Raw genomic sequence first — 23,325 nt, 5'->3', positions numbered from 1 at the left:
GGATATAAAATTTCTATTTCATCCACTGTGCTATAATAAAATAAAAATATAAAAAGTGTATTGCAAAGCAATATTATTATAGATAGTAGCTTGTCCTTTAAAAAATTATTTATTCTTTTCCTATTCAAATTCTTCACACTTTCTACTACAGTTAATTTTATCTATATCAAATTTGTATCCAACTCCCCTTTTGGTCTTTATAACATCATTAAGTCCTAGTTCTTTTAGTCTATTTTTAACCCTTGTAACATTAACAGTTAAAGTATTATCATCTACAAAAACACTATCTTCCCAAAGTTCAGATAACAATTCCTCTCTTCTCACTACCCTATTGTTATCAAGAAGAATTTTCACTATTTTAAACTCATTTTTTGTAAGCTCAATACACTTCTCATTAAAACATAATATCAAATTATCTTCATCCAAATATAAATTAGGTATATTATTTTCTTTTACAATTTCTTTATTATAGTGTTCATTTTCAATTCTTCTAATTAATGATTTTATCTTTGCAATGAGAACATCCATAATAAAAGGTTTCGTAATATAATCATCTGCCCCTAATTCAAGCCCCATAACTTGATCCATGGCTGTATCCCTTGAAGATATTATAATTATTGGCACATTGCTTTTTCTCCTTAAAATTCTACACAGATAAAATCCATCATAATATGGTAAATTTATATCCAAAAGAATTAAATCTGGTTTCTCTCTTTCTATATATTCTATAATGTTTTTAAAGTCGTCACTTTCAGCTACTTCATAATCATATTTAATTAATTCATCTTTAATCAAAGTCTTAAGTCTTAAATTGTCCTCAACAATAAATATCTTATACATGAAAATCCCCCTCGTTAATCTATATTTTACATTCTTCGTAATGCTACATTTACTTCCCCATAATGGATTAATAACTAATATTTTCTAATACCATTTTAGCATTTAATATTTTTATATCACATACCTTTAATTTTAATCTGTTCCGTTCAACGCAAATAATAGGTTGTTAGCACTCGGTAACAACCTATTATTTTTGAAATGCAATTATTAAATTTTAAGAATAGTTATTTAATAGATTCCGCAATCTTTATTAATTCATTCTTTCCAATTTTTTTACCAGTAAGAGAATATATAACATCATTATATTCCCAATCGATTTCTTTACCATCAGATAATATGGCATCTGTCTCATTAATTTTTATTTTTTCTATATTACTACCATTAGATGAAAATCCAGTTTCTTCACAAGCAAATCTTTGCTGCATATATATATTTTTTCCTGTTTCTTCATTAATAAACTTTAAGTAAATATATTTGCTATCTTTTACAATTCCTGTCTTACCTTTAAAAAACTCTGCTCTATCAAATTTATATCCTTCTGGTAAATAACTAGGAAGAATAACATTAAAACAAGTGTATTTATTTAATTCATTAGCATCTTTAACTTCTAATACTTTTTCTTTTGCTTGTGATACAGTTATTATTTCACCAGTTTCCATATCAAAATTATCTATTTCTTCACCATCAGCTGTATAAAATTTTTTTATTTCTTTTGTGAATATTTCTATCAAATTTCCATCCTTATCAAACAATTTTCCTTTTAACTTCTCTGGAACAGGCATTGATTCTATTTCAGCTTCAGAATCTTTTTCGTATTCTACAACTGTAACATGTTCTAAAGATATGGATTTTATTATTTTTTCTACAAAATTTTGTGCAAAGGATGTTTGTGATAACGTAATAGTTACAATACATGCAATTCCTACCCCTGCTAATCTTTTATATAACTTATTTCTTTTTGATTTCATAATAATATTTTCTCCTTTATACTGATTTATATTTTCAAGTGTCTTCTTAAACACCGCTTCTTTATTGCTCTCTTCACTGAAATCTTTATCTGCTAAAATCTTACCTAATTCTAAAAATTCATTGTATTCTTCATAATCTGATTTACTCTTCTTTTCTATACCATTAAAATAGGCATCTATTTCTGCAGAAAATTTATCTTCAATACTCTTTTTGCTCATATTTACTCCTCCCTTTCCAACTTCTTTTTCAACTTCTTCATGGTTCTATAAAGTATTACCCCAACATTACTTTCTGTAATTTCTACTATTTCTGCTATTTCTTTATTTTTTAAATTGGCACCAAACTTAAGTGCCACAATATTTCTTTCCCTTGTATTTAAAGTATTTAGAGCCTTTGAAAGTTTATTATTAGCCTCTGCTGTAAGAACCATATCTTCAGGTGTCTTTTCTTTTGCTACTAAATCTTTAATACTATCTAGAGAAAATACTTTATGTTTTTTTAAACTTCTAAAATAATCATTTACTATATTTCTAGCTATGGCAAAAGCCCATACTTCAAAGGGTGATTTACTTTCAGAATACATATCTATGTTAATCATTATTTTTTCGAAAGCTTGGCTTGTTAGGTCTTCTGTTACATACTCACTATTAACTCGATAATATATATAGTTATAAATTCTCTTATAATAAAGCTTAAAAATATGAGCAAATTCTTCTTCATACAAATTTTCATTAATTTCTTCTTTATATAAAATATTATCCAACTCGAGTTGCTTCATCTTTTTAAACCTCCCTTCCTTATTTCCTTTAGGTACCTAATTTCATATGTTAATACGGAAAAACTTTCATTTCATTACATATATTTATAATTATTTAATTAATTATTATTTCAGTTCAATATTAAAATATATTTTCCCTTGTGTCTAAGCAATAATGATAAAATATCTTGTAAAAAGAAAAAGCTATATAATGACTACAAAAATTATCTTTGTAGCCACTATATAGCCTTGGAATTAAAGTTATCACCTTAAAATAAAGTTCCTCATTTTGTATAAAGATTAAATAATTAATTGATTTTAAAATGTCTAAATTGAAAATATTAAATTAAAATGAAATATTTTTTAAGAATAACTGCTTCAAGTTAAATTCATGGTATTATTTGTTTAGATTGTCAATCTTATATTCTGTTTAATAAATTACAATACATAACTAGTTGATTTTAGAAAGAAGAGTTTAAAATCACAATTTATAGAGAAATTTAAACAAAAATCATTTCAGTATATTTTATGATTTTTATTAATTTCTTTTTTAAAAATATTTAACTAATTTAACAAATATAAATAATTGTATTTTATAGAAATTTATGGTATTATCTGTATAAAATACTATTCTTAGATTATATTTAAGTGAATATAATTTATATAGTTATTTAATTATGGGAAGGGGGATATATAATGAAAGTTTATGGAAAAAACAAAAAAAAGAAAGTTCAATTAATTGATCCAGAAATTTGGTTGTCTCACAGATGTTGGTAAAGCATATATTAAAATTATAAAATATTTAGTTTTTAAATCTGAAAACACCATAGTAACATTATGCTTTGGTGTTTTCTCTTTATAAAATAGTGTTAAAAGAGGGTACTATATGGGAACTTTAAATGATAAGAATATTATTTTTTCAAAATATATACGATTTATGGAAAACAAAGATGAAATCATAATAATAAACGGTCGTTCTGGTGCATGGTTAGGTATTGATAATCCTATATTAAATAAAATAAAATATTGTGTAGATAACCGGATAGCACCATCAACATATATAGATAGTTTAAATAACATAACTGAAAAGCAGCAGCTAATAGAGGCATTTGAAGTTTTATTTGATGAGGGAATCCTTGTGATTTCTAATGAAAAAGAAGAAATTAATATAAAAGAAGTTGAATTTAAAATAACTAATAAATGTAATCTTAAATGCCTACATTGTTCCGCTTCTTCTGATATAAGCAAAGTGGATACTTTAGCTACTGAAGAAATTAAAGCAGTTTTAGATAAGATTTTCAAATTAGATATAGACACTCTGCTTATAAGTGGTGGAGAACCTTTAATAAGACAAGATATAAAAACTTTACTTCCATATATCAGAAATAACTTTAAAGGCGAAGTAAATTTGATAACAAACGGAACATTAATTGATAAAGAAATGGCTTCCTTATTAAAACAATGTGTAAGTGCAGTTTCCATTAGCATGGATGGATATGATAAAATATCTACTGAATTTGTAAGAGGAAAGGGTGTTTATGATAAAATTATACAAGCTATAGATAATCTTAAAGAAGTTAGCTTTAATAAAGAAAGTTTAAGTATTTCTATGACAGTGACAAATCAAAATTCAAATCATGAAGATGACTTTAATTTCTTATGCGAAAAGCTTGACGTTAATGGAGGACTTAGAAAATTTTCACCTATCGGTAGAGGCTTTGATAATTATGATAATATTGGAATCAATAATTATTCAAATTTAAAATTAGATAGCTCTAGTGATTTAGAAGAAATTAGAGAAAGTCTAGATTGCCATATAATATGCAGGGCAGGAACTGGTAAATTTTCTATTGATGAATCAGGTGAATTGCATCCATGTCTTCTTTTAGATGGTAAAGAATATAGTTTTGGAAATATTGTAAGAGATGAATTGAATGAAATATTTAATTCTAAAGAATATATAAACTTTATTAATAATAAAATTATGAGAAGTATGGTTGATGATATACCTAAATGTAAAAATTGTAATGTAAGATATTTTTGCATGGATAGCTGTTTAGGCTATAATAATTCTTATTATAATAACAATAAGCTTTACGAAGAAAAGTGTAAACATATAAAACCTTATTTAACTAAAGTTTTGTGGGATGAATAGTTTAATCTTTTTTTTATTCATTTGAAGATGTCTTATAAGGTATATTAATCAAATCTTACATCACAACTTAAAAAAGTAGACTTGAAATAGCTTTCACTATAAGTCTACTTTTTTCATTTATAACATATATGTTTATAAAAAGTTTAATAAACCTTATTCTCATAACCTCATTACTTGATATCTTATAAAAATTTCTTTACCTTATAATACTATCATCACTTTCATCCCTATGAGTGCATACTATTTTTACGAGTTTTTACTTCTCTTCGAATTATTCTTTTAGCATATTAATGATTTTTCTAGATAGTTTATAAGATTCACCAGCTCCAAAAACCATAATTATATCTCCATTCTTAACTTCATTGATAATTTTATTACATGCCTCATCATAGTCTTCTATATATTCCGTTGTATTTGAATCTATTTCATTTACCAATGTTTCTACATTTATTGGTTCAATATTTTTATTTGCCTCTCTTCCTAAGAATGGTTTTAAAATAATAACTCTATCTGCCTTTTTTAATGCCACTGCAAATTCGTGAAAAAATAACTTTATTCTTGAAATCTGATGTGGCTCAAAAATAGCAAAAACCTTTTTCCCTGGGTGACTAACTCTAATTGATTCTAATGTTGATGCTATAGCTGTAGGATGATGAGCAAAATCATCATAAATTTTAACGCCTTCTATATCTCCTGTTAATTCTAATCTTCTTCCTATTCCCTTAAAATTTTTGAAAGATTCCTTTATTACTTCAATATCAACACCTAACTCTAAGGCAGCAATTAATACACCTAAAGAATTCTCAATATTATGCTTTCCTATTAATCCTAAGTGAAATTCATATTCTTTATCTCTACTTATCACTTTATATTCTGAATATTCAGAAGTAGTTGTGCTTAAGACTACTTTATATTCCGTATCAAAAGGAAAATCACATCTATTGTTTATATGATATCCTATAACTCTTACCTGTTCTTCTTCAATCCAATCTTTTAATTCATATAATATTTCTCTAAGAGCTATGCTTTCCTCATTAACAATTAAAATTTTTGGCATTTGAAGTTTTTTCATAAACTTCTTAAAAGACTCTTTAACTTCATCTAAATCCTTAAAGAATTCTGGATGATCCATTTCTACATTGTTTATTATGGCTATGGAAGAATTATAATTAAGGAAATTATTATTAAATTCATCCGCTTCGCAGATAAAATATTTTGAGTTTCCTATCCTATATCCACCGCCCCACTTTTTAAAAGTTGTACCAGCCTCAACAATTGGATCCAACCCTGCATTTTCTAAAACAAGTCCCATTAAAATTGTAGTTGTGGATTTACCATGAGTTCCTGCAATAGAAATAACAAACTTTTCATTTTGGATATATCTAGCTGAAAATTCTTGCCACGTCATTAAAATGCCTCTTTCTCTAGCTGATATGATTTCTGGATGATTAGGTGAAATATCTAAAATAGCAGGTGAAATAGCCAAAACATCAATGCCTTCTATATGTTTTGAATCATGGCCTTCTTTAACTTCTATATTATTTTCTATAAGAGTATTGCTATAGTATCCTTTTACATTTAAATCGCAGCCACATACCTCAAATCCCATATTTTTGGCTATAATCGCTATAGGGGCAGCTCCACTTCCACATATACCCATAAAATGTACTTTAATTTTATCTTTCAATATAATTCACTCCTATTTTTATACTATGCTTTACCTTTTCTAGAGAATTTACTTCATTATTATTTTAAAAATATAATTATCAATTAAACTTGTTTTCCTACTTAAATACTATCCATAAACTTCTAGATTCTATTGTTATAATATACATATTTAATCAATAAATTCTAATTAACTATAACATGCTAATACTTTTCTATTTGCTCATTAAAATCATATAATTACAATTTTCTTATCTCTTCCTTAGCTTATTTTCAATATTTGAAATACTTATGCCTTAAATAAAACTAGTTCAAATTTTAAGACTTTTCAATATATTACTCAACAAAAATCCATCTAAATATCACATAAGAAAATAATCAATAAACTCTAACAAGCCATTATTCTATGATAAATTAATAGGATAATTTTAATTATACCAATTTATTAGAAAACACTTATTCTATAATATACTTTTTTAGAATTTAATTCCACTATTTACTTATTCCTAGTTAAATCATTTTTACCAATAAAAAAAGCGAAAACCAAGATTTGATTCCTGATTTTCTCTTCTGTAGGTGTTAAAAAAAGTTTAATCAAAACTGTGTGTGAAGTATTGTTTTTTGAGCAAAAAACAAGAGCTAAATTTTGAAAAAAGTTTGATCAAAATTTAGCTCTTTGGTATTTTACCCACATTCATTTTTTTAAGTTTGATCATTTTATTTAATATATCTTTTTTTGTCCCGTAGATAAATCAGTTGTACTGAAGTATCCATTTCTTATCTCTACTTTGTCTTCTAGGTCTAATTAATCTTTTATAAGAAGAAAACGTGGCAAATATGTAATTTTCCATATCTGAGCCACGTCTTTATCCTATTGCAGTTTTTACACGAATCGTTTCCGTACCCCTACAAAGGTACAGGGAGCTTAATGCCATAACGTTGCTATAAAATTGTAAGTCAATGTAGTTGCTAGAGTATTATACAGTGGAAATTCACATGGAAATCATAGAGCTACAATCACAGGCTAAATAAGAAAAAAAGCTTCCTTATGTATCCTGTGAGGATATCCATTTATTAATCATAAAACCCTAAAATCTTTCATACTTTCTCCAAAAATATAGTGTGAAAACCACATCAAATTCTGCTTCATAATAGCCATATTAATTCCTGGCTGGTCAGAACTATATGCCATTCCTTTAAATATAATTAATTCTGTATCAACTTCCATATCCCTTAATCCTTGATATAGCTCATATGCATTTGGAGTTGGAACTCTTGCATCCTTTTCGCCATGTTGGATTAAGGTGGGAGTACAGGCTGATTTAATATATGTCATTGGTGATGTTTTAGTATATATCTCTGGATCATTCCATGGATTATTTCCTAAATACATCTTAATAAAGTAAGGTATATCTGTATTTACATAATGGGTACTCCAATTAGTAATTCCACCTCCAACTGAAATAGCTTTAAATCTACTACTAAATGTAGAACAGAAAGCTGATATATATCCCCCGTTGCTCCATCCCATAACCCCTACTCTATCTTTATCTGCAATCCCTTTGTCAACTAGTTTATCCACTCCAGATATAACATCATCGTAGTTAGCAATTCCCAGTTTTCTATAGTTTGCTTTTAAGAATTCATTACCATAACCAGAACTTCCCCTGTAGTTTGGTTCTAAAACTATAAAGCCTTTTTCGATAAACTGTTCAATAGGATATTTCTCATTAAAATAGTCTAAAAACATTGGAAAGGATGCCCAAGCCGGGCCACCATGGATTACCACTAATAAGGGATATTTTTTATTTGCGTCAAACTCTACTGGGGTTGATAAAACTCCCTCTATTTCAATGCCATCACTACTTTGCCATGAGATTATTTCCTTGTTACTTTTAAGCTTTCCTTTGAAAAAGCTATTTTCATTCGTTATTTTCTTATCGTCTAAATAGATTTCAAAGGTTTCATTTGTTATAGCCTTATTATAGGATATATGATTTCCATCCCTTGTTATAGAAGCATCCATTATAAAGCTATCTACTTTTTTGCTTAACATTTCCACAGTGCCATCCTCAGATAGCAACCCAATAAGATAATTAGTTTTATTCTGCCATCTAATTAAAATTCCTTTAGCTGTCCACCGTAATGGAATAACCGTACTATCAAAATCTGTTAAAGGTTGAATTAGCTCTCCATTATTAATATCATATATCTCTAGTGTACTGTCTTCTATATGGGTATTATAGTAATCCTTTTCTCTTATGCTTGCTGAGTAACATATTTTGCTGCCTTCAGGAGAAAAGCAAACACTCCCTCCCAACAACTTATCTATATTCATCTTTTGTAGCTCTCCAGCTTTAATATCTAGTATGTATAGATCTCCATTAATATAATCTCTCATATTTGGGCTTGGTGTAGCCATAAATACAACCTTTTTCCCATCATTTGAAATATCAAATTCATGGATATGAAAATCCTTACCATCAGTTAGTTGATAAACAACACCATTTTCGTGTTCATATTTATCATTTTGTATCACTTTTTCTATTTCAATGTAATATAAACAATTATTCTGGTATTCCTTACCTATATGATGGAAATCTCCATATAGTTCCTTACGTTTTTTTATCACCTCAGGTTCTTTTGACTGTGTAACATAATAAAAACCCTTGCCAGTAGGCTCCCATTTGAATTTACTGACCCCTTCTTTCTCATCAGTAATTTGACCCCCCCTATAACCATCTATTGACTTAACAAAGATCTGATTTTTCTTATTATCCCCGTCACCAACTGGGCTAAGGTATGCGATATCTCTAGAATCTGGAGACCATAATGGGTATGTACTATCTATATCCTTAGTTGTTAATGGATAACACTGTCCCTTATCTTTTTCATATATACATACATAATTCCTATATTTATTGTCTTTCCAGTTAGCTGTCTTCTTGACAAATGCTACGTTTTTGCCATCATCACTTATGTTTGTACCTGATAAGGTTGGTAATGAAATAATCTCTTCTATACTTAGATATGTTTTTTCATTCATTTTCATTAATAACCCCCCTCGTAACTATAATATCATTTAACTCGTAGTAATAGCTTATATTCTTAGCTAACGTTTTATCAATTTCTTTTTCCGTGACTATTCCCCAACTAATATCTCGCTTTTCCCAATATCTTCTCTCAATTTCAAATTTCTCTAACACTCTACTATCAAGAATATCTTCTTTTCTTTTTATTGTTCTAGCTTTATTAATAAAGTTTTGGTTCATTTTATATTTATACTTTTTAAAGAAGGTAGATATATATTATTCATTAATGTTCTCCCTTATATTTTACTCAATTTATTCTATTCTTACCAAGTATATTATATCAAAATTTTCTATTAATGTAATAATTCCTTTATAATTAAGTTTTAATCCATATTTTACTCTATATGTTAATATTTCAAAATTATGTATAGCGTAAATTCTAATCCCATAATCAAACTCTCTCCTCCCATATCCACTACAGTTCTTGCTTGGTTATTTTCAATGATATACATTTTTGTATGCTCATCTTCTTTTATTCTTCTTGCTCTTCTATCACTTTTAAATTTATTTATCTTAGGCATTGTTTCATATTTATGACTTATTAGAAAAGTATTTATTCCTTCTGATGTTTCTGCATATCCATCAGTGTATGAATATAACTCTCTATCCTCATTTAGGTTTTTATTCAAAACAAAAAAGAGAAAATCAGAATTTTATTTCTGATTTTCTCTTCTTATATTTAAACTAATATTTTATTCAACTGTTACTGATTTAGCAAGGTTTCTTGGTTTATCAACGTCGCAGCCTTTTTCTATTGCCATGTAGTATGAGAATAGTTGTAGTGGAATTACTGTAATTACTGGTGCTAGTAAATCCATTACTTTGGGTATATAGATTGCTGAGTTAATTGTTTTCTGTACTTCACAATGTCCCTCTTGTGCTATCATATACACCTTAGCCCCTCTTGATACAACTTCTTGAACGTTGCTCACTATTTTATCGTATAACTCTTCTTGAGTTGCTAATGCTATTACTATGGTTCCATCTTCAATTAATGCTATTGGACCATGTTTTAATTCTCCAGCAGCATATGCTTCTGAGTGAATATAAGATATTTCTTTAAGCTTTAATGAACCTTCCATCGCTACTGCATAGTCAAGCCCTCTTCCTAAGAAGAACATATCCTTTTGCATAGATGTTTTTGAAGTCATTTTTTGTATTACTTCTTTACATTCTAATGCTTTTTCTGCTTTTTCTGGAAGTTCTAGCATTGCAGCTTTAATTTCTTCTATTTCATCATTTGATATAGTTTCTTTGTTTTGTGCAAAGAATAATCCAATTATATACATTGCTATAAGTTGAGTTACATAAGCCTTTGTTGATGCAACTGCGATTTCAGGTCCTGCCCAAGTGTATAGAACGTCATCTGCCTCTCTTGAAGCTGAACTTCCTACAACATTTGTAACAGCTATAACTCTTGCACCTTTAGATTTAGCAAGTCTTAGCGCTGACATAGTGTCTGCTGTTTCTCCTGATTGGCTTATAACTATCATTAATGAATTTTCATCTAAAATTGGATCTCTATATTTAAACTCAGATGCTATATCAAGCTCAACTGGTGTTCTAGCAAGCTTTTCTATAACATATTTTCCAACTACTCCAGCATGATATGCTGTTCCACAAGCAACTATATAAATTTTATTTAATTTATTTATTTGCTCTTTAGTTATATGAATATCATCAAGCTTTATAGGTTGTCCTAAAACTATTCTTGATGTCATTGTATCTTTTATTGCCTTTGGCTGTTCATGTATCTCTTTTATCATAAAATGTTCATATCCGCCTTTTTCAGCAGCATCTGCATCCCAAGTTACATGATAAACTTCTTTATTTACAACTTCTTCATCTTCATTTATTATTTTAACGCCATCTTTAGTTATAACAACAAATTCTTTATCTTCTAATAGATAAATATCTCTAGTTTGGTTTAAAACTGCTGGTATATCTGAAGCTATAAAAGTTTCATCTTTTCCAAGACCAACTATAAGTGGACTATCTTTTCTTACAGCCACTATCTTATCTGGTTCATGAGTTGTAACAACTCCTATTGCATAGCTTCCTTCCATTTTGGAAGCTGCTTTCATTACAGCCTTAACTAAATCTCCATCGTAGTAGTAATCCACAAGCTGAGGTATTACTTCTGTATCTGTTTCAGATGTAAATTCATATCCTTTTGATATTAACCACTCTCTAATACTGATATAATTTTCTATAATTCCGTTGTGAACAACACTTATAGTTTTCTTTCCATTTGAGTGTGGGTGTGAATTAACATCTGATGGCTGTCCATGTGTTGCCCATCTTGTATGTCCTATTCCTATTGTTCCATGAAGAGGACTATCCTTTAACTTTTCCTCAAGACAAGAAAGTCTTCCCTTGCATTTTGCTATTTCAAGATTACCTTCTTCTAAAATAGCAACTCCTGATGAATCATAACCTCTGTACTCCAGTTTACTTAAACCTTCAACTAATAATGGTGACGCTTCTCTTTTTCCGAAATAACCTACTATTCCGCACATAAAATCTTCTTCCTTCCATATTAAAATATTTTACACAAAGATAAGTAAACGCTATTTGTCACAATATTCAATAAATACCATAAAAATAGAACCGTTTCCTTATATTGCATAATAAGGTTTTAACACCAAATTGATTTTGTAACAGAAATTACTCTCTGCTTTTGTCAATCGTTAACGGTAGTGCGATACCGTGGGGCACCCGCCGAAGATTCGATACTCCCCATCCTCGTCAACTTATAAGCTCTTCAGCAATTGCTTTGTTGAAAGCTTTACTAACAAAAACTTTATAAGTTCTGGCGCTTTAAAAATTTAAGATTTAAACTAATTAAATCTCAGTTTATTATATTCAAGTAATTTAAAATGGTCAATGTTAATTTATGCCAACAAATATTCACCTCCTAAAAATAACATTATTATATCATTATATTTACGAAAGCAAATAACAATTCGTTTAAGATTAGGGATTGTTTTTGTGGCTATTTAATATAGCACATAAGTAGCATAATGCTTACTGTAAATTAATTAATACTTTAATTGTACTCTGTATCTCCATTATATTAGTTAAGTTTATTAGGTATTGCTCCAAATTTTACTGCACCTCAGGGGAACCCTAAAGGGCTTCACTACTGTTCCCCAGAGGTGGAGCTAATTCACAATGCACAATTTCAATTCCAGAAACTTTACCTTTATAAAAAAAGTTTTAATTAGCTTTTTATAAAAGGCCAGCAATAAAATTGCTAGCCTACAAAAATATATTAAAGAAATTAATTCCTTAAGAATTAATTTCAACTATAATTCTTCATTCTTAATACTTAATTCTCAATTAACAAAATACTGCACCTCAGGGGAACCCTAAAGGGTTTCACTACTGTTCCCCAGAGGTTGCTAAGTTCTCAATTGATTAACTGTTAGTCCTGCTGTGAAAAATATAACTGCAAATAGTAGTAGTACTGCCGAGGGAATATATATTGAACTTATACTGCCTCCTCTAGAAATTAGGTCCGTCATTCCTTTTATAACCCATCTTTGAGGTACAAAATTAGATATGGTTATCATTATATCTGGCATTATTTCTATTGGCCACATACATCCTGCTAGTAGTGATGCAGGCATGGTAGTTATAGGCGATAATGCAGAAAGCTGAGCCTTAGAGTCTACAAGAGAAGATAGGAAAGTTCCTAACCCAATTATTGAAAGAATAAAAGTAGAAAATAATATAAATAATCCAAGTATAGAATTTCCCCAATTTATATTAAATATATATCTGCTTATAATTATTAATAGTCCAACCTGTATCCATCCAAGTATAAAATTGCCTAAGACATGTCCTCCAAGAAAACTATACTGCTTTGTTGGAGTTGATTTTATTCTATACCAAGTGTTAATATCCTTTTCTTCAAGTATTGCCCCTGAATCTCCTGATAGAAAAAGCCCTATAAACATTACTAATATGCCTAAAGATGAGTAAGATAGACTATCAATATTCTTTTCTTCATTTTCTGTGGCACTTTTTATAGAAAATTTTATTTTTGGAGAATTCATATTATTTGACAGTGAAGTTTCCATAGCTTTTTTACCATCTATTCTCTCTTTATCATCTATATTTTCAATTCCATATAAAATCGAAGACACAGCATCTTTTGCTTTATATTTAATGTTAATTTGATATATATAATTATTTATAATAGTAGTTATTGAAGCTGTACTTTCATTGTTTTGAAGTTTTAATAGCTCAATTTGAATCTTTTCTTCCTTTTCTATAGAACTTGAAAATCCATTAGGAATAATAATGCCCATAGCAGTATTGCCATCCTCAACAATTTTCTTTGCTTTTTCATAGTCGCATTCTGTTACTTCAAATGCCTTATCCTTTTTAAGCATGGTAATAAGCTCCTTTGAATAGTAGCCTTTGTCCATATTTATTATAGTTATTGGATAAATTCCATCACTTTTATCTCCTGATCCAAAACCCCAAACAAGTATTATTATGAATATTAGTGGAGCAATGAACATCCATGCTAATGCAGTCTTATCTTTAAGCGTAATTTTAACTTTTAATAATGCTATATCAATAAGTTTTTTCATATTATCCCCCTAATCAAGCTTTAGTCTTGATATTCCTAATGTAAGAAATACCATACCCATAATAAATAAAATTATTGAAGGAAGAAAAATTGAACTAGCACCATTATTTAACATAAGACTTAAATATCCTCTAAGTGCCCAATTGTTTGGAGTTATTTTTGAAACAGCTTGTAACGTTGAAGGCATTAAAAATAAGGGATACATATTTCCACCTAAAAAGGACATTATCATTATTAAAGCCGGATTTATTGAATTAACAGCCTTTGAAGTCTTAAACATAGTAGCTAATAACATGGCGAATCCACAGGATGCAAATATCATTGAAGCTGAAAGTATTATTAATCCTAAAATAGAATTACCCCAACTTACTTTAAATGCAAATTTTGTAAATAATATTAAAATAAAAACGTCTAATGTGCCAATAGCAAAAAGTCCAAGAAATTTTCCTGTAACTATAGTTCCTTTTGATACTGATGAACTCATAAGTCTTAAAAGTGTCTTTCGATTTCTTTCTTCAATTATTGAACTTGTTCCTATCATCCCTACAAATAATATAAACATTGCAATCATTGCTGCAGAATAGTACTGAATTGCGGATAATCCATTACCACTTTTAAAGCTGCTTTCTTTAAATTCAATCTTATTACTTTCTATAACCTTCTCTAAATCAGGTGCAATCATATATCCGTTCATATTATAGTCTTTAAGAACTTTATCTGCTGCATCAATTGCTCCCTGAATTGAAGAGCTTATACCTGTATAGCTTTTTACTAAGCTTTCAATTATCTTACTACTAAGTGGACTTCCTGGATCTGTATAGATTTCAATATTAGTTTCTTTTCCTTCCCTTATAGATTTTGAATACTGTTCTGGAACTATTATTAATACAGGTATATCACCATTTTTAACTTTATTTCTTGCTATATTTTCATCTAGCTCTTTTATATTAACTATAGTTTCCATATCTTTAGATTTAAAAAATTCTTTAAAGTCTTTTCCATATTCTTCTTTATCTTTATCTACCACTACAACATCAAAAGGCTTCATGATTAATTTATCTTCATTGAACATAGTTGATAAACTCATACCAAGAACAAATATCAAGACTACAGGCATAAGTATTATAGTCCCTAATGCCCCCTTATCTTTTGCATTTATGAGCAAATCTTTAAAGGCTATATTTAATATCTTCATATCTGTCCTCCTAATCTCTTAATGCTTTTCCTGTAAGGTGTATAAATACACTTTCTAAATTTGGTTCTTCAATGTTGATAGATAATATCTTTATTTTTGCCTTATTAGTTATAGAAATTATATCTGCTAAAAGCTCGCCATTACCTTTTGAATATATAGTAATATCCCTGTCTTTTATAATTAGCTTTTCTACAGAAGGAAGCTCTTTTATTGCTTCACCTATAGCTGGAGTAATTTGTGATAATTTAATTTCTATTTTTTCTTTATTAATTGCAGTTTTTTTAATATCATCTTTATTTCCAAAAGCTATTAACTTCCCTTTATCCATTATTCCGATTTGATTACAAAGATACTCTACTTCTTCCATATAGTGACTTGTATATATTACAGTCATCCCCTCTTGATTTAACTTTTTTACTGTTTCTAGAATATGATTTCTTGATTGTGGATCGATACCTACTGTAGGTTCATCCATAATTAATATCTCAGGATTGTGAAGAAGAGCTGCTCCAATGTTAATTCTTCTTTTCATACCACCAGAATAGTTCTTTATCATTTCATTTTTTCTCTCTTCAAGCCCTACTATTTGTAAAACTTCTAATACTCTATTTTTTAAAACCACTTTAGGCACTCCATACATTTTGCCCCAAAACATTAAGTTTTCTTTGGCGCTTAATGTAGGATATAATGCAATATCTTGTGGAACAAGCCCTAACATTTTTTTAACTATCATGTTTTTCTCCACAACATCATTATCATTTATATAAATATTTCCGGCTGATGGTTTTAAAATTCCCGACAGCATAGATATTGTGGTGGATTTTCCTGCACCATTAGGCCCTAAAAGACCAAATAGCTCACCCTTTTCTATATGAAAATTAATATTATCTACAGCAGTATTACATTTATATTTTTTTACTAAATTTCTAATCTCTATAAAACTCAAAATATCCCTTCTCTCCATAGCTTTTTCTACTCTATATAAATTATATAAAAAAACTCTTTACACTAAATCTACATAAGGTCATAATTTAGGATAAAAAAAACCATGACCTAAGTCATGGTTTTCAATGCACAATTCAAAATGCACAATTCATAGTTGTGGATATTTCTCAGCTACCACTGAGAAATTTAAAATTATTTATCTGCAACGCTGAACAATGTTCTCCACATAACTAGCAATATAATTGCTAGTTAGAAACATATCCAAAGAAATTATTTTGCTAAAAAAAATTTCAACCTTAATTTTAAATTGTCAATTTTGAATTCTCCATTGTTGAAGCCCCTGGGGTGTAGTTGGATATGGCACAGTATCTGCAACATTAAACAATATTTTAATTAAATTGCTTCTCTCCAAAGATCTAGTATAAATTCACTAATCTTGCTCCACACTATACTGCACCTCAGGGGAACCCTAAAGGGCTTCACTACTGTTCCCCAGAGGTGGATACAAACTTGTTTTCTGTAGCATAGAGAGCTATTTGTGTGCGATCTCTTAAATAAAGTTTACTTAATATATTAGTTATATGATTTTTAACCGTACCTTCAGATATAAATAATTCTGAAGCAATTTCTTTATTTGTTTTTCCTTTGCCTATTAGTTTCATTATTTGAAACTCTCTTGCTGTGAGGTCTTTTAATGTCTTAGTTTTACCTCCATCATATTTATTATGATTGCCTAGCTCCTTTACCACTTTTGCCGCAACATCTGGATGAATTAGCACTCCCCCCTTAGCAACAATTCTTATGGAGTTTGCAAGTTCATCAGATTGAACATCCTTAAGTAAATAACCTTTGGCGCCGGCTTTTAAGGCTTCAAAAATATAAGTATCATCATTAAAAGTTGTAAGTATTATAATTTTTATATTGGGATATTCCTCGCAAATTTTCTTTGTGCCCATAACTCCATCACAAACAGGCATTCTTATATCCATAAGCACTACATGAGGCTTTAATTCTTTCACCATTTCATATGCTTCATCACCATTAGATGCAACACCAACAACTTCTAAATCATCTTCCATACTTAAAATGAGTTTTAATCCATCCCTTATTATAGATTGATCATCTGCTATAACAATCTTTATTTTATCCATAATTAATCCTCCAAAGGTATTTCTATATATACTGTAAATCCATTATCATATAAAAATTTTATTTGTCCTCCAAGAGAATGTACTCTCTCTTCCATAGTTCTAAGTCCTACACCTTTTGCAAATATACCATTCCCTTTTCCATTATCCTTAATATTAAGAATTACTTTACCACTGCTAAAAATTAAATCTATTAAAACCTTATCTACTTTTCCATGTTTCGCTGAATTTGTTAATGCTTCCTGTATGGCTCTATATATTGTAACTTCGACAGTTGGAGACAACTTATATTGATTTCTAGAAACCTTAAATTCTATATCAATCTTAGAACTTTTCTCAAAATCTTTTATAAGTTCTCCTATAGCATGTATTCCTGCAAGACTTTCGCTATCTGAAGGTTTGATAGCTCTAACAGATCTCCTTACCTCAGATAAGGAATACCTAGCAAGCTCTGTTGCCTTATTGAGCTCTGTCTTTGTTTTACCAATATCTTTATCTATTAATTTATCACATATATCTAATTCCATTATTAAAGCAGTAAGACTGTGACCTATAGTATCATGAATTTCTCCTGCTAACCTATTTCTCTCATTTAATACAGCAATATTCTCAACTCTTTTAGAGTATTCAGTAAGCTTTTCATTTGCACTCTCAAGCTCGTCTCTAGATTTTTTAAGTTCATCATATAATCCTTGTATTTTCTGCCTCATTACAATTTCAATTCTCATTAAAGATGCGGATGATGACATAAATATCATAATGGAAGAATTTAAAATAAAATCTTTAAGAATAACTTCTAAAGTGTTAGGTAATAAACATATAAACATTCCAATATATATGGGAATAGATAAATAAAGCGCTTGCTTTAATTCTAAAAGCAAATATAAATCTATATTTATTATATAAAAATATACAAAAGCAATTGAATTATTACCATATTGCATATATATAACAATTAGAATTTCTACAAGTGCTGATAATATAAAAAGAGAAGGTTTATATATAAATTTACTTACTCTAAAGGAAGAATTTATTAAAATTATTATAAATAGAAAAGAAAACATTACTAATGTGTTTATATCTTTATCCATGATAACTAGAGATGTTATAAATACACCTATATAAGTTATAAATCTTGATAAAAGTAAATAAAATAAACTTGTTTCTTTCATGAAAATTACCTCCAGAGCTTCTAATTTATATGATAATTTAATTAGAATAAATAGTAAATAAAAATCACTTTGTTATAATTTATATAACAAAGTGGTATCTAAGAACCTCTTAAATACCACTATGTTTCTGCCATATTTAAATTATTTGTTAATATCCCTTATTATTGTTTCCATCGCTTTTATTGCGTCTTCTTTTTTCATATCATTGGTGGAAGATAAATGTATCTTAATTTTTTTATCTGGCATATATAATTCAAGGCATTCGCCATCATCAAAAGGTGTCATAAATATTCCATCATAAGATAGAATATTTACTTTTTCAAAATCTGAAATTGGTACTGATATATTGCCACTATTATCTTTATTATATTTTGTTATGTCTACACTAATATTATTTATACTCTTAGAAGATGCTGTCTCAAGGTTTTTATCTATATATAAATAGCTGAAATTTTCTTTATTATCATACTTTTTATATTCCATACTATCCAATTGTACTCCTAATAGCTCATGTAATTTTATAATTGATTGCTCTTTTATATATTTCTCTCCTTCTTTTACAGTATTATATTTTTTGTCAGTAACTACTTTTAAATTCTTATTTCTCTTTATTTCTCTTATTATCTGTTCCATCATTTTTATTACTTCATCTTCAAGATTTTTATCTAAATTCTTACTTAAGTAATTATCAAATCTTAATCTTATTTCTACTCCCTCTTCTGGAATAGGTATAATTATAGATTTATAATCATACGGACAGTTTTCGTACTCAAAGGTCCCATCTTGAAAAGCACCCTCATAAGATAATACCTTAACCTTTTTAAATTTACTATTTCCTTCATAACAAATAGTATTATTAACAGGTCCTTTATCGTATTTTTGTATTATAACATTTATATCGCCATAATCCTCTGAGCCATCATTTCGATATGCATTTGAAAAAAAATATTGAAAAAATTTGCTATCGTTATAATCATAATATATCATCTTATCTAATTCTAAATCTCCAAGATTATACAATTGTATTATTGATTCATTCTTAAGGTATTCTTTTGCTCCTTTTGAATCAAAAAATCCTTCTGCTCCTTTTAAATTAGCATTAATATATTCTTTGCTACAGATTGGTCTAATCCGTTTTATTTTTTCATATTCACTTACTTTTATTTCTTTACAACTTTCCTTCCAAGCCTCTATATCCTCCACATTTTTAAAAGTTTGTGATATTCCATCATTTGTGATAGTTATACTTCTTACCCATTGTTCAATAGCATCTACTATAACTTTGTTATAAGGCAATATTATTATTAAAGCTATTATAACTGCACAAACTGCTATTAAGGATTTTTTATTTTTTTTCAACTTTTTATTTTTAAATTGGACATCTTCTTTATCTATTAATTCCATTACGTTACTTCTAAAATCTTCATCCGGCATTTCTTCCTCAAATAGTTCTAAAAGTTCACCTTCAAGAATAGCTTCTTCTTCAGAATTTATATCATATGTTTTTTCTATATTAAATAACTTATTTATAAGTTTTAATTGTCTTTTATCATGCATAAATTCTTCACCTTCTTTTCATTATTCTTATTTCTCGTGGATATAAGTTTTTGCCTAGCTATATAAAGTCTTGATTCTACTTTACCTTTTGGCAGGTTTAGAACTTTTCCTATATCTTCTGCAGTTAATTTTTCTACGTATTTAAGTAATATTAGAACTCTATATTTTTCAGGCAGACTATGAATTAATTCATATAGTTCTTTCATTTTTTCTTTATTTTCAATAACTACTTCCGGTGTTAAATCATGAGCAAATTCTTCGTCAATTTTTTCAAAGCTTTTAGCTGCATTGCTTTTTAAATAATTGAAACTGGTATTCTTAGCTATAGTAAAAAGCCAAGTTATAAAATTTTTATTGCAATCAAAATTATAAAGATTTCTATATGCCTTAAGAAAAGTCTCTTGAGCCAAGTCTTGAGCTATATGTTTATCTCCTATAAGTTTACATATAAATCCATATACTTTTTTATCATATTTAATGAGTATTTTTTCAAAATCGTTCTTATTTCCCTCTAATATTGATTTGATAATTTCTTTATCATCCACAATACCCCTCCTCCCAAAATTTATTAATTTGAAAAGCCTTTCATATAGTAATACAACTTTAAAGCTTAAATTTTGGAAAAATAATAAGATTTTATGTATTATAGCTATTAATTTAATCATAAAAAAAGATAGCCTCTTTCAAAGCTATCTTCTATTGCTATTCTTAAATCCCTTTATTCTAATTCCATATTATTAAATATAGCTTTTGCCCATATCATAAATATGAAACATAAAATTGTTATATATATTAATGCTATTATTTTACCATAAATAACAGTGAATGCTTCACCAATGTAAGCTGCCATTACTCCAATTATTAATCCACCTAACACTAAAGTTATAACCAAAAGTAAGGAATATATAAGTGGTTTTAATTGTTTTGTTAATATATTTCCTAAATACTTACTAAATATTATTTCATTATATCTTAAATAATAATGGAACATTGAATATATAGCTATATTTAATACTATATTAATTATACTTATTCTAAATATAATAGCAGGAAGTAAGAAAATTACTAATCCATTAAAAATAGTGATTAAGTTATCAAATAAAGTACTATAAAATAACTTATTAAAATTACTATCTGGAATTAAATAAATATAGTGTTTTTTTCTTTCTCCGCCTATTGCTCCAGACATTGTCATTATAAAAGCAAAATATAAATTTATTCCAAGTGCTATATTAAAGCCGTTTTCTCCTGATTTATATGTTGCTATAATAGTGATTAACGTAAATGCTAATAATTTTAATCCTTGAGTATATACTCCACGCTTTTTAAATTCTAATATCTGTCTTTTAAAGATTGTTGCAGCACCACTTTTGTTGTAATTAACTTTAGCTTCTCTTAGCATTTTTGCCTTTCCCTTTTTGCTGAAGACATTCATTTGCTTACCATCTTTAACAGATTCTAGCGCTTCCTCAAACTCTTCTGCTTTTTGTACCATTTCTTCTGTATACTCTAAGTTCATTCTATTTATAGTATAAATTATTACAGCTATAAATAATAAAAATGCTCCTATGAAAATAATAATGTTAACTTCAAAACCAACTAATCCACCTTTAACTATCTGCATATTCCATCCCAGTAGTGGAACATAATATAAAACATTACTATTAAAGGTGTTTATAAATGCTTCATATAAGCTATTAGTAGAAAAATAACTAAATCCAAATTGTATAACAAGAGCTGCACCTAGTATATATGCTATATACTTAGTTATTTTATCTAACATCGGATATTTAGTATTTAATGATATTAATAATACAGATACCGCACTAGTTGAAATTAAGCAAAAAATTATTGATACATAAATATTTATTAAACCTGTATCTTTTAAATTAAAGAACCTCACCAATGTAGCTGAATTAAATGCAATCATAATAACAAATATAAGAAGCTGTGCCATATTTTTAATGCAGGCATAAACAATTGCCTTTTGTGGCTTAATAGGAGATGTGAATACAAAGTTTACATCACTTTTTCTAAATAGCCCCTTACTACTTCCGCTACCAAATAAGGTTAATCCATAAAAGAAAATACAAACGCCTGATGTTATAGCTAAAAGTATTTCTGGTGATTTATAATCACCACCTGTTGCACTTTTTAACCCTCCAATTATTGCAAAGACTAATAGTCCAACATAAAAAATTACACCTAAAAGCTTTAGAGGTTTTTTAACCATATCCTTAAAAAAATTAATGAAGCTTCTATAATGTATATAAAGTAATGGTTTCATTTATCCCACCTCCTACTTTTCTTCTGCTTCTTTATTACTTTTTTCTGTTACTCTAAAGAAAATTTCTTCTAGTGATTCTCCACCTTCTTCAACTTCGGATCTTAACTTAGACACTACAATTTCACCCTTGTCCATTATTAAAGCTCTATCCCAAAGTTCATCTACAGAGTCTATCATATGAGTTGAAATAACAATAGTACAACCATTATCTTTTAATTCTTTAACAATTGCTTTAATCTCTTTTATTGCCTTAGGATCAAGTCCTATCATTGGCTCATCAAATAAAACTACTTTTGGATTTGTAATTAGAGCACAAATAACTGAAACCTTTTGTTGCATACCTTTAGATAGTTCTCTACCAAGCTTGCTCCTTTTATCTTTTAAATCAAATCTCTCAAAATACTCTTCCATTTTTTCTTTATAATCTTTTATTCCATAAGCCTTAGATACAAACTCAACATGTTCCTCTATTGTTAACCAATCATATAAAACTGGCATCTCTGGAATGAATCCTAAGTCTCTTTTAGCCTCTATAGACTTATTCTCATATCCATTCACCTTAATTTCTCCCTTAGTTTTTAATAATCCTAAGATTGATTTTATAGTGGTTGATTTTCCTGCACCATTTGGTCCCAAAAGTACAGCAATCTCTCCATCATTAACCTCAAAGGATACATCCTTTACCACTAAGGTTTTACCATATTTCTTTGTTAGATTTTCAACCTTTAACATTGTTTTCCCCCTTATCAATAACATGTAATACATATTATTTTATATCGTTTAATACAGTATATAATAACTCATTACTTTTATAAATACAAGTAAATTTTAAACAATTATGAATTTGCGGATATTTTTTCATAAAATTGAAGAAACTCATAATTAATTTCCGCCATAATTGTCAATTCTCCATAGTCAATTCTCAATTGGCTAAGTTCCC

At 28.2% G+C, this 23,325-nt stretch carries 18 protein-coding genes; 1 reads left to right on the top strand and 17 read right to left on the bottom strand.

The genetic code is table 11. From position 1 onward, the window contains the following. Window positions 1-120 precede the first annotated feature (120 nt). From B3603_RS04415 to B3603_RS04405, 3 genes are all read right to left on the bottom strand, one after another. Window positions 121-840, bottom strand: a complete 720-nt coding sequence (locus tag B3603_RS04415; RefSeq protein WP_291561187.1) for a response regulator transcription factor — start codon at window positions 838-840, stop codon at window positions 121-123. A gap of 224 nt (window positions 841-1,064) precedes the next feature. Continuing rightward, window positions 1,065-2,027: a DUF4367 domain-containing protein gene (locus tag B3603_RS04410; RefSeq protein ID WP_291561186.1), complete on the bottom strand. Its 963-nt coding sequence runs from the start codon at window positions 2,025-2,027 to the stop codon at window positions 1,065-1,067. Between the two features lie 2 nt (window positions 2,028-2,029). Continuing rightward, the gene (locus tag B3603_RS04405; RefSeq protein WP_291561184.1) at window positions 2,030-2,587 is read right to left on the bottom strand and encodes a sigma-70 family RNA polymerase sigma factor; all 558 of its coding nucleotides are present in this window, start codon (window positions 2,585-2,587) and stop codon (window positions 2,030-2,032) included. 865 nt (window positions 2,588-3,452) lie between these two features. Here B3603_RS04405 and B3603_RS04400 point away from each other — a divergent pair. Continuing rightward, window positions 3,453-4,721, top strand: a complete 1,269-nt coding sequence (locus B3603_RS04400; RefSeq protein WP_291561182.1) for a radical SAM/SPASM domain-containing protein — start codon at window positions 3,453-3,455, stop codon at window positions 4,719-4,721. Window positions 4,722-4,992: 271 nt separating this feature from the next. Here B3603_RS04400 and murC read toward each other — a convergent pair whose 3' ends face one another. The 14 genes from murC to B3603_RS04330 form a co-directional block, all read right to left on the bottom strand. Further along, complete coding sequence (gene murC, locus B3603_RS04395) at window positions 4,993-6,408, bottom strand: UDP-N-acetylmuramate--L-alanine ligase (RefSeq protein WP_291561180.1); 1,416 nt, start codon at window positions 6,406-6,408, stop codon at window positions 4,993-4,995. 1,056 nt (window positions 6,409-7,464) lie between these two features. Continuing rightward, on the bottom strand, window positions 7,465-9,438 hold the full coding sequence (locus B3603_RS04390) for a S9 family peptidase (RefSeq protein WP_291561178.1): 1,974 nt from the start codon (window positions 9,436-9,438) through the stop codon (window positions 7,465-7,467). Continuing rightward, window positions 9,425-9,691: a TnsA endonuclease N-terminal domain-containing protein gene (locus B3603_RS04385; protein WP_291561461.1), complete on the bottom strand. Its 267-nt coding sequence runs from the start codon at window positions 9,689-9,691 to the stop codon at window positions 9,425-9,427. Before B3603_RS04385 ends, B3603_RS04390 begins: the two co-directional genes overlap by 14 nt. A 134-nt stretch (window positions 9,692-9,825) precedes the next feature. Further along, window positions 9,826-10,107, bottom strand: a complete 282-nt coding sequence (locus B3603_RS04380) for a hypothetical protein (protein ID WP_291561176.1) — start codon at window positions 10,105-10,107, stop codon at window positions 9,826-9,828. Window positions 10,108-10,170: 63 nt separating this feature from the next. Continuing rightward, window positions 10,171-11,997, bottom strand: a complete 1,827-nt coding sequence (gene glmS, locus B3603_RS04375; protein ID WP_291561174.1) for a glutamine--fructose-6-phosphate transaminase (isomerizing) — start codon at window positions 11,995-11,997, stop codon at window positions 10,171-10,173. 885 nt (window positions 11,998-12,882) lie between these two features. Continuing rightward, complete coding sequence (locus B3603_RS04370) at window positions 12,883-14,082, bottom strand: ABC transporter permease (RefSeq protein ID WP_291561172.1); 1,200 nt, start codon at window positions 14,080-14,082, stop codon at window positions 12,883-12,885. Between the two features lie 9 nt (window positions 14,083-14,091). Further along, window positions 14,092-15,276 (bottom strand): ABC transporter permease, encoded by a 1,185-nt coding sequence (locus B3603_RS04365; RefSeq protein ID WP_291561169.1) that lies wholly within the window; start codon window positions 15,274-15,276, stop codon window positions 14,092-14,094. 10 nt (window positions 15,277-15,286) lie between these two features. Next, window positions 15,287-16,240 (bottom strand): ABC transporter ATP-binding protein, encoded by a 954-nt coding sequence (locus B3603_RS04360; RefSeq protein WP_291561167.1) that lies wholly within the window; start codon window positions 16,238-16,240, stop codon window positions 15,287-15,289. A gap of 463 nt (window positions 16,241-16,703) precedes the next feature. Further along, complete coding sequence (locus tag B3603_RS04355; RefSeq protein WP_291561164.1) at window positions 16,704-17,372, bottom strand: response regulator transcription factor; 669 nt, start codon at window positions 17,370-17,372, stop codon at window positions 16,704-16,706. Between the two features lie 2 nt (window positions 17,373-17,374). After that, entirely contained in the window at window positions 17,375-18,541 is a 1,167-nt protein-coding gene (locus B3603_RS04350) for a sensor histidine kinase (protein ID WP_291561161.1), read from the bottom strand. Window positions 18,542-18,682: 141 nt separating this feature from the next. Further along, a complete protein-coding gene (locus B3603_RS04345) occupies window positions 18,683-20,098 on the bottom strand; it encodes a hypothetical protein (protein ID WP_291561158.1) in 1,416 nt (471 codons plus the stop codon). Beyond that, entirely contained in the window at window positions 20,077-20,643 is a 567-nt protein-coding gene (locus B3603_RS04340) for an RNA polymerase sigma factor (RefSeq protein ID WP_291561156.1), read from the bottom strand. The genes B3603_RS04345 and B3603_RS04340 overlap by 22 nt, the downstream gene beginning before the upstream one ends. Window positions 20,644-20,816: 173 nt before the next feature. Next, window positions 20,817-22,385: a putative ABC exporter domain-containing protein gene (locus B3603_RS04335; RefSeq protein ID WP_291561154.1), complete on the bottom strand. Its 1,569-nt coding sequence runs from the start codon at window positions 22,383-22,385 to the stop codon at window positions 20,817-20,819. 12 nt (window positions 22,386-22,397) lie between these two features. Next, entirely contained in the window at window positions 22,398-23,117 is a 720-nt protein-coding gene (locus tag B3603_RS04330; protein ID WP_291561153.1) for an ABC transporter ATP-binding protein, read from the bottom strand. Window positions 23,118-23,325 lie beyond the last annotated feature (208 nt).

This window comes from Clostridium sp. UBA2485 (assembly GCF_002341865.1).
Taxonomy (GTDB): domain Bacteria; phylum Bacillota; class Clostridia; order Clostridiales; family Clostridiaceae; genus Clostridium_J.
The sequence above is the reverse complement of the archived record's forward strand: the minus strand, read 5'-3'. Positions and strand labels throughout refer to the sequence as shown.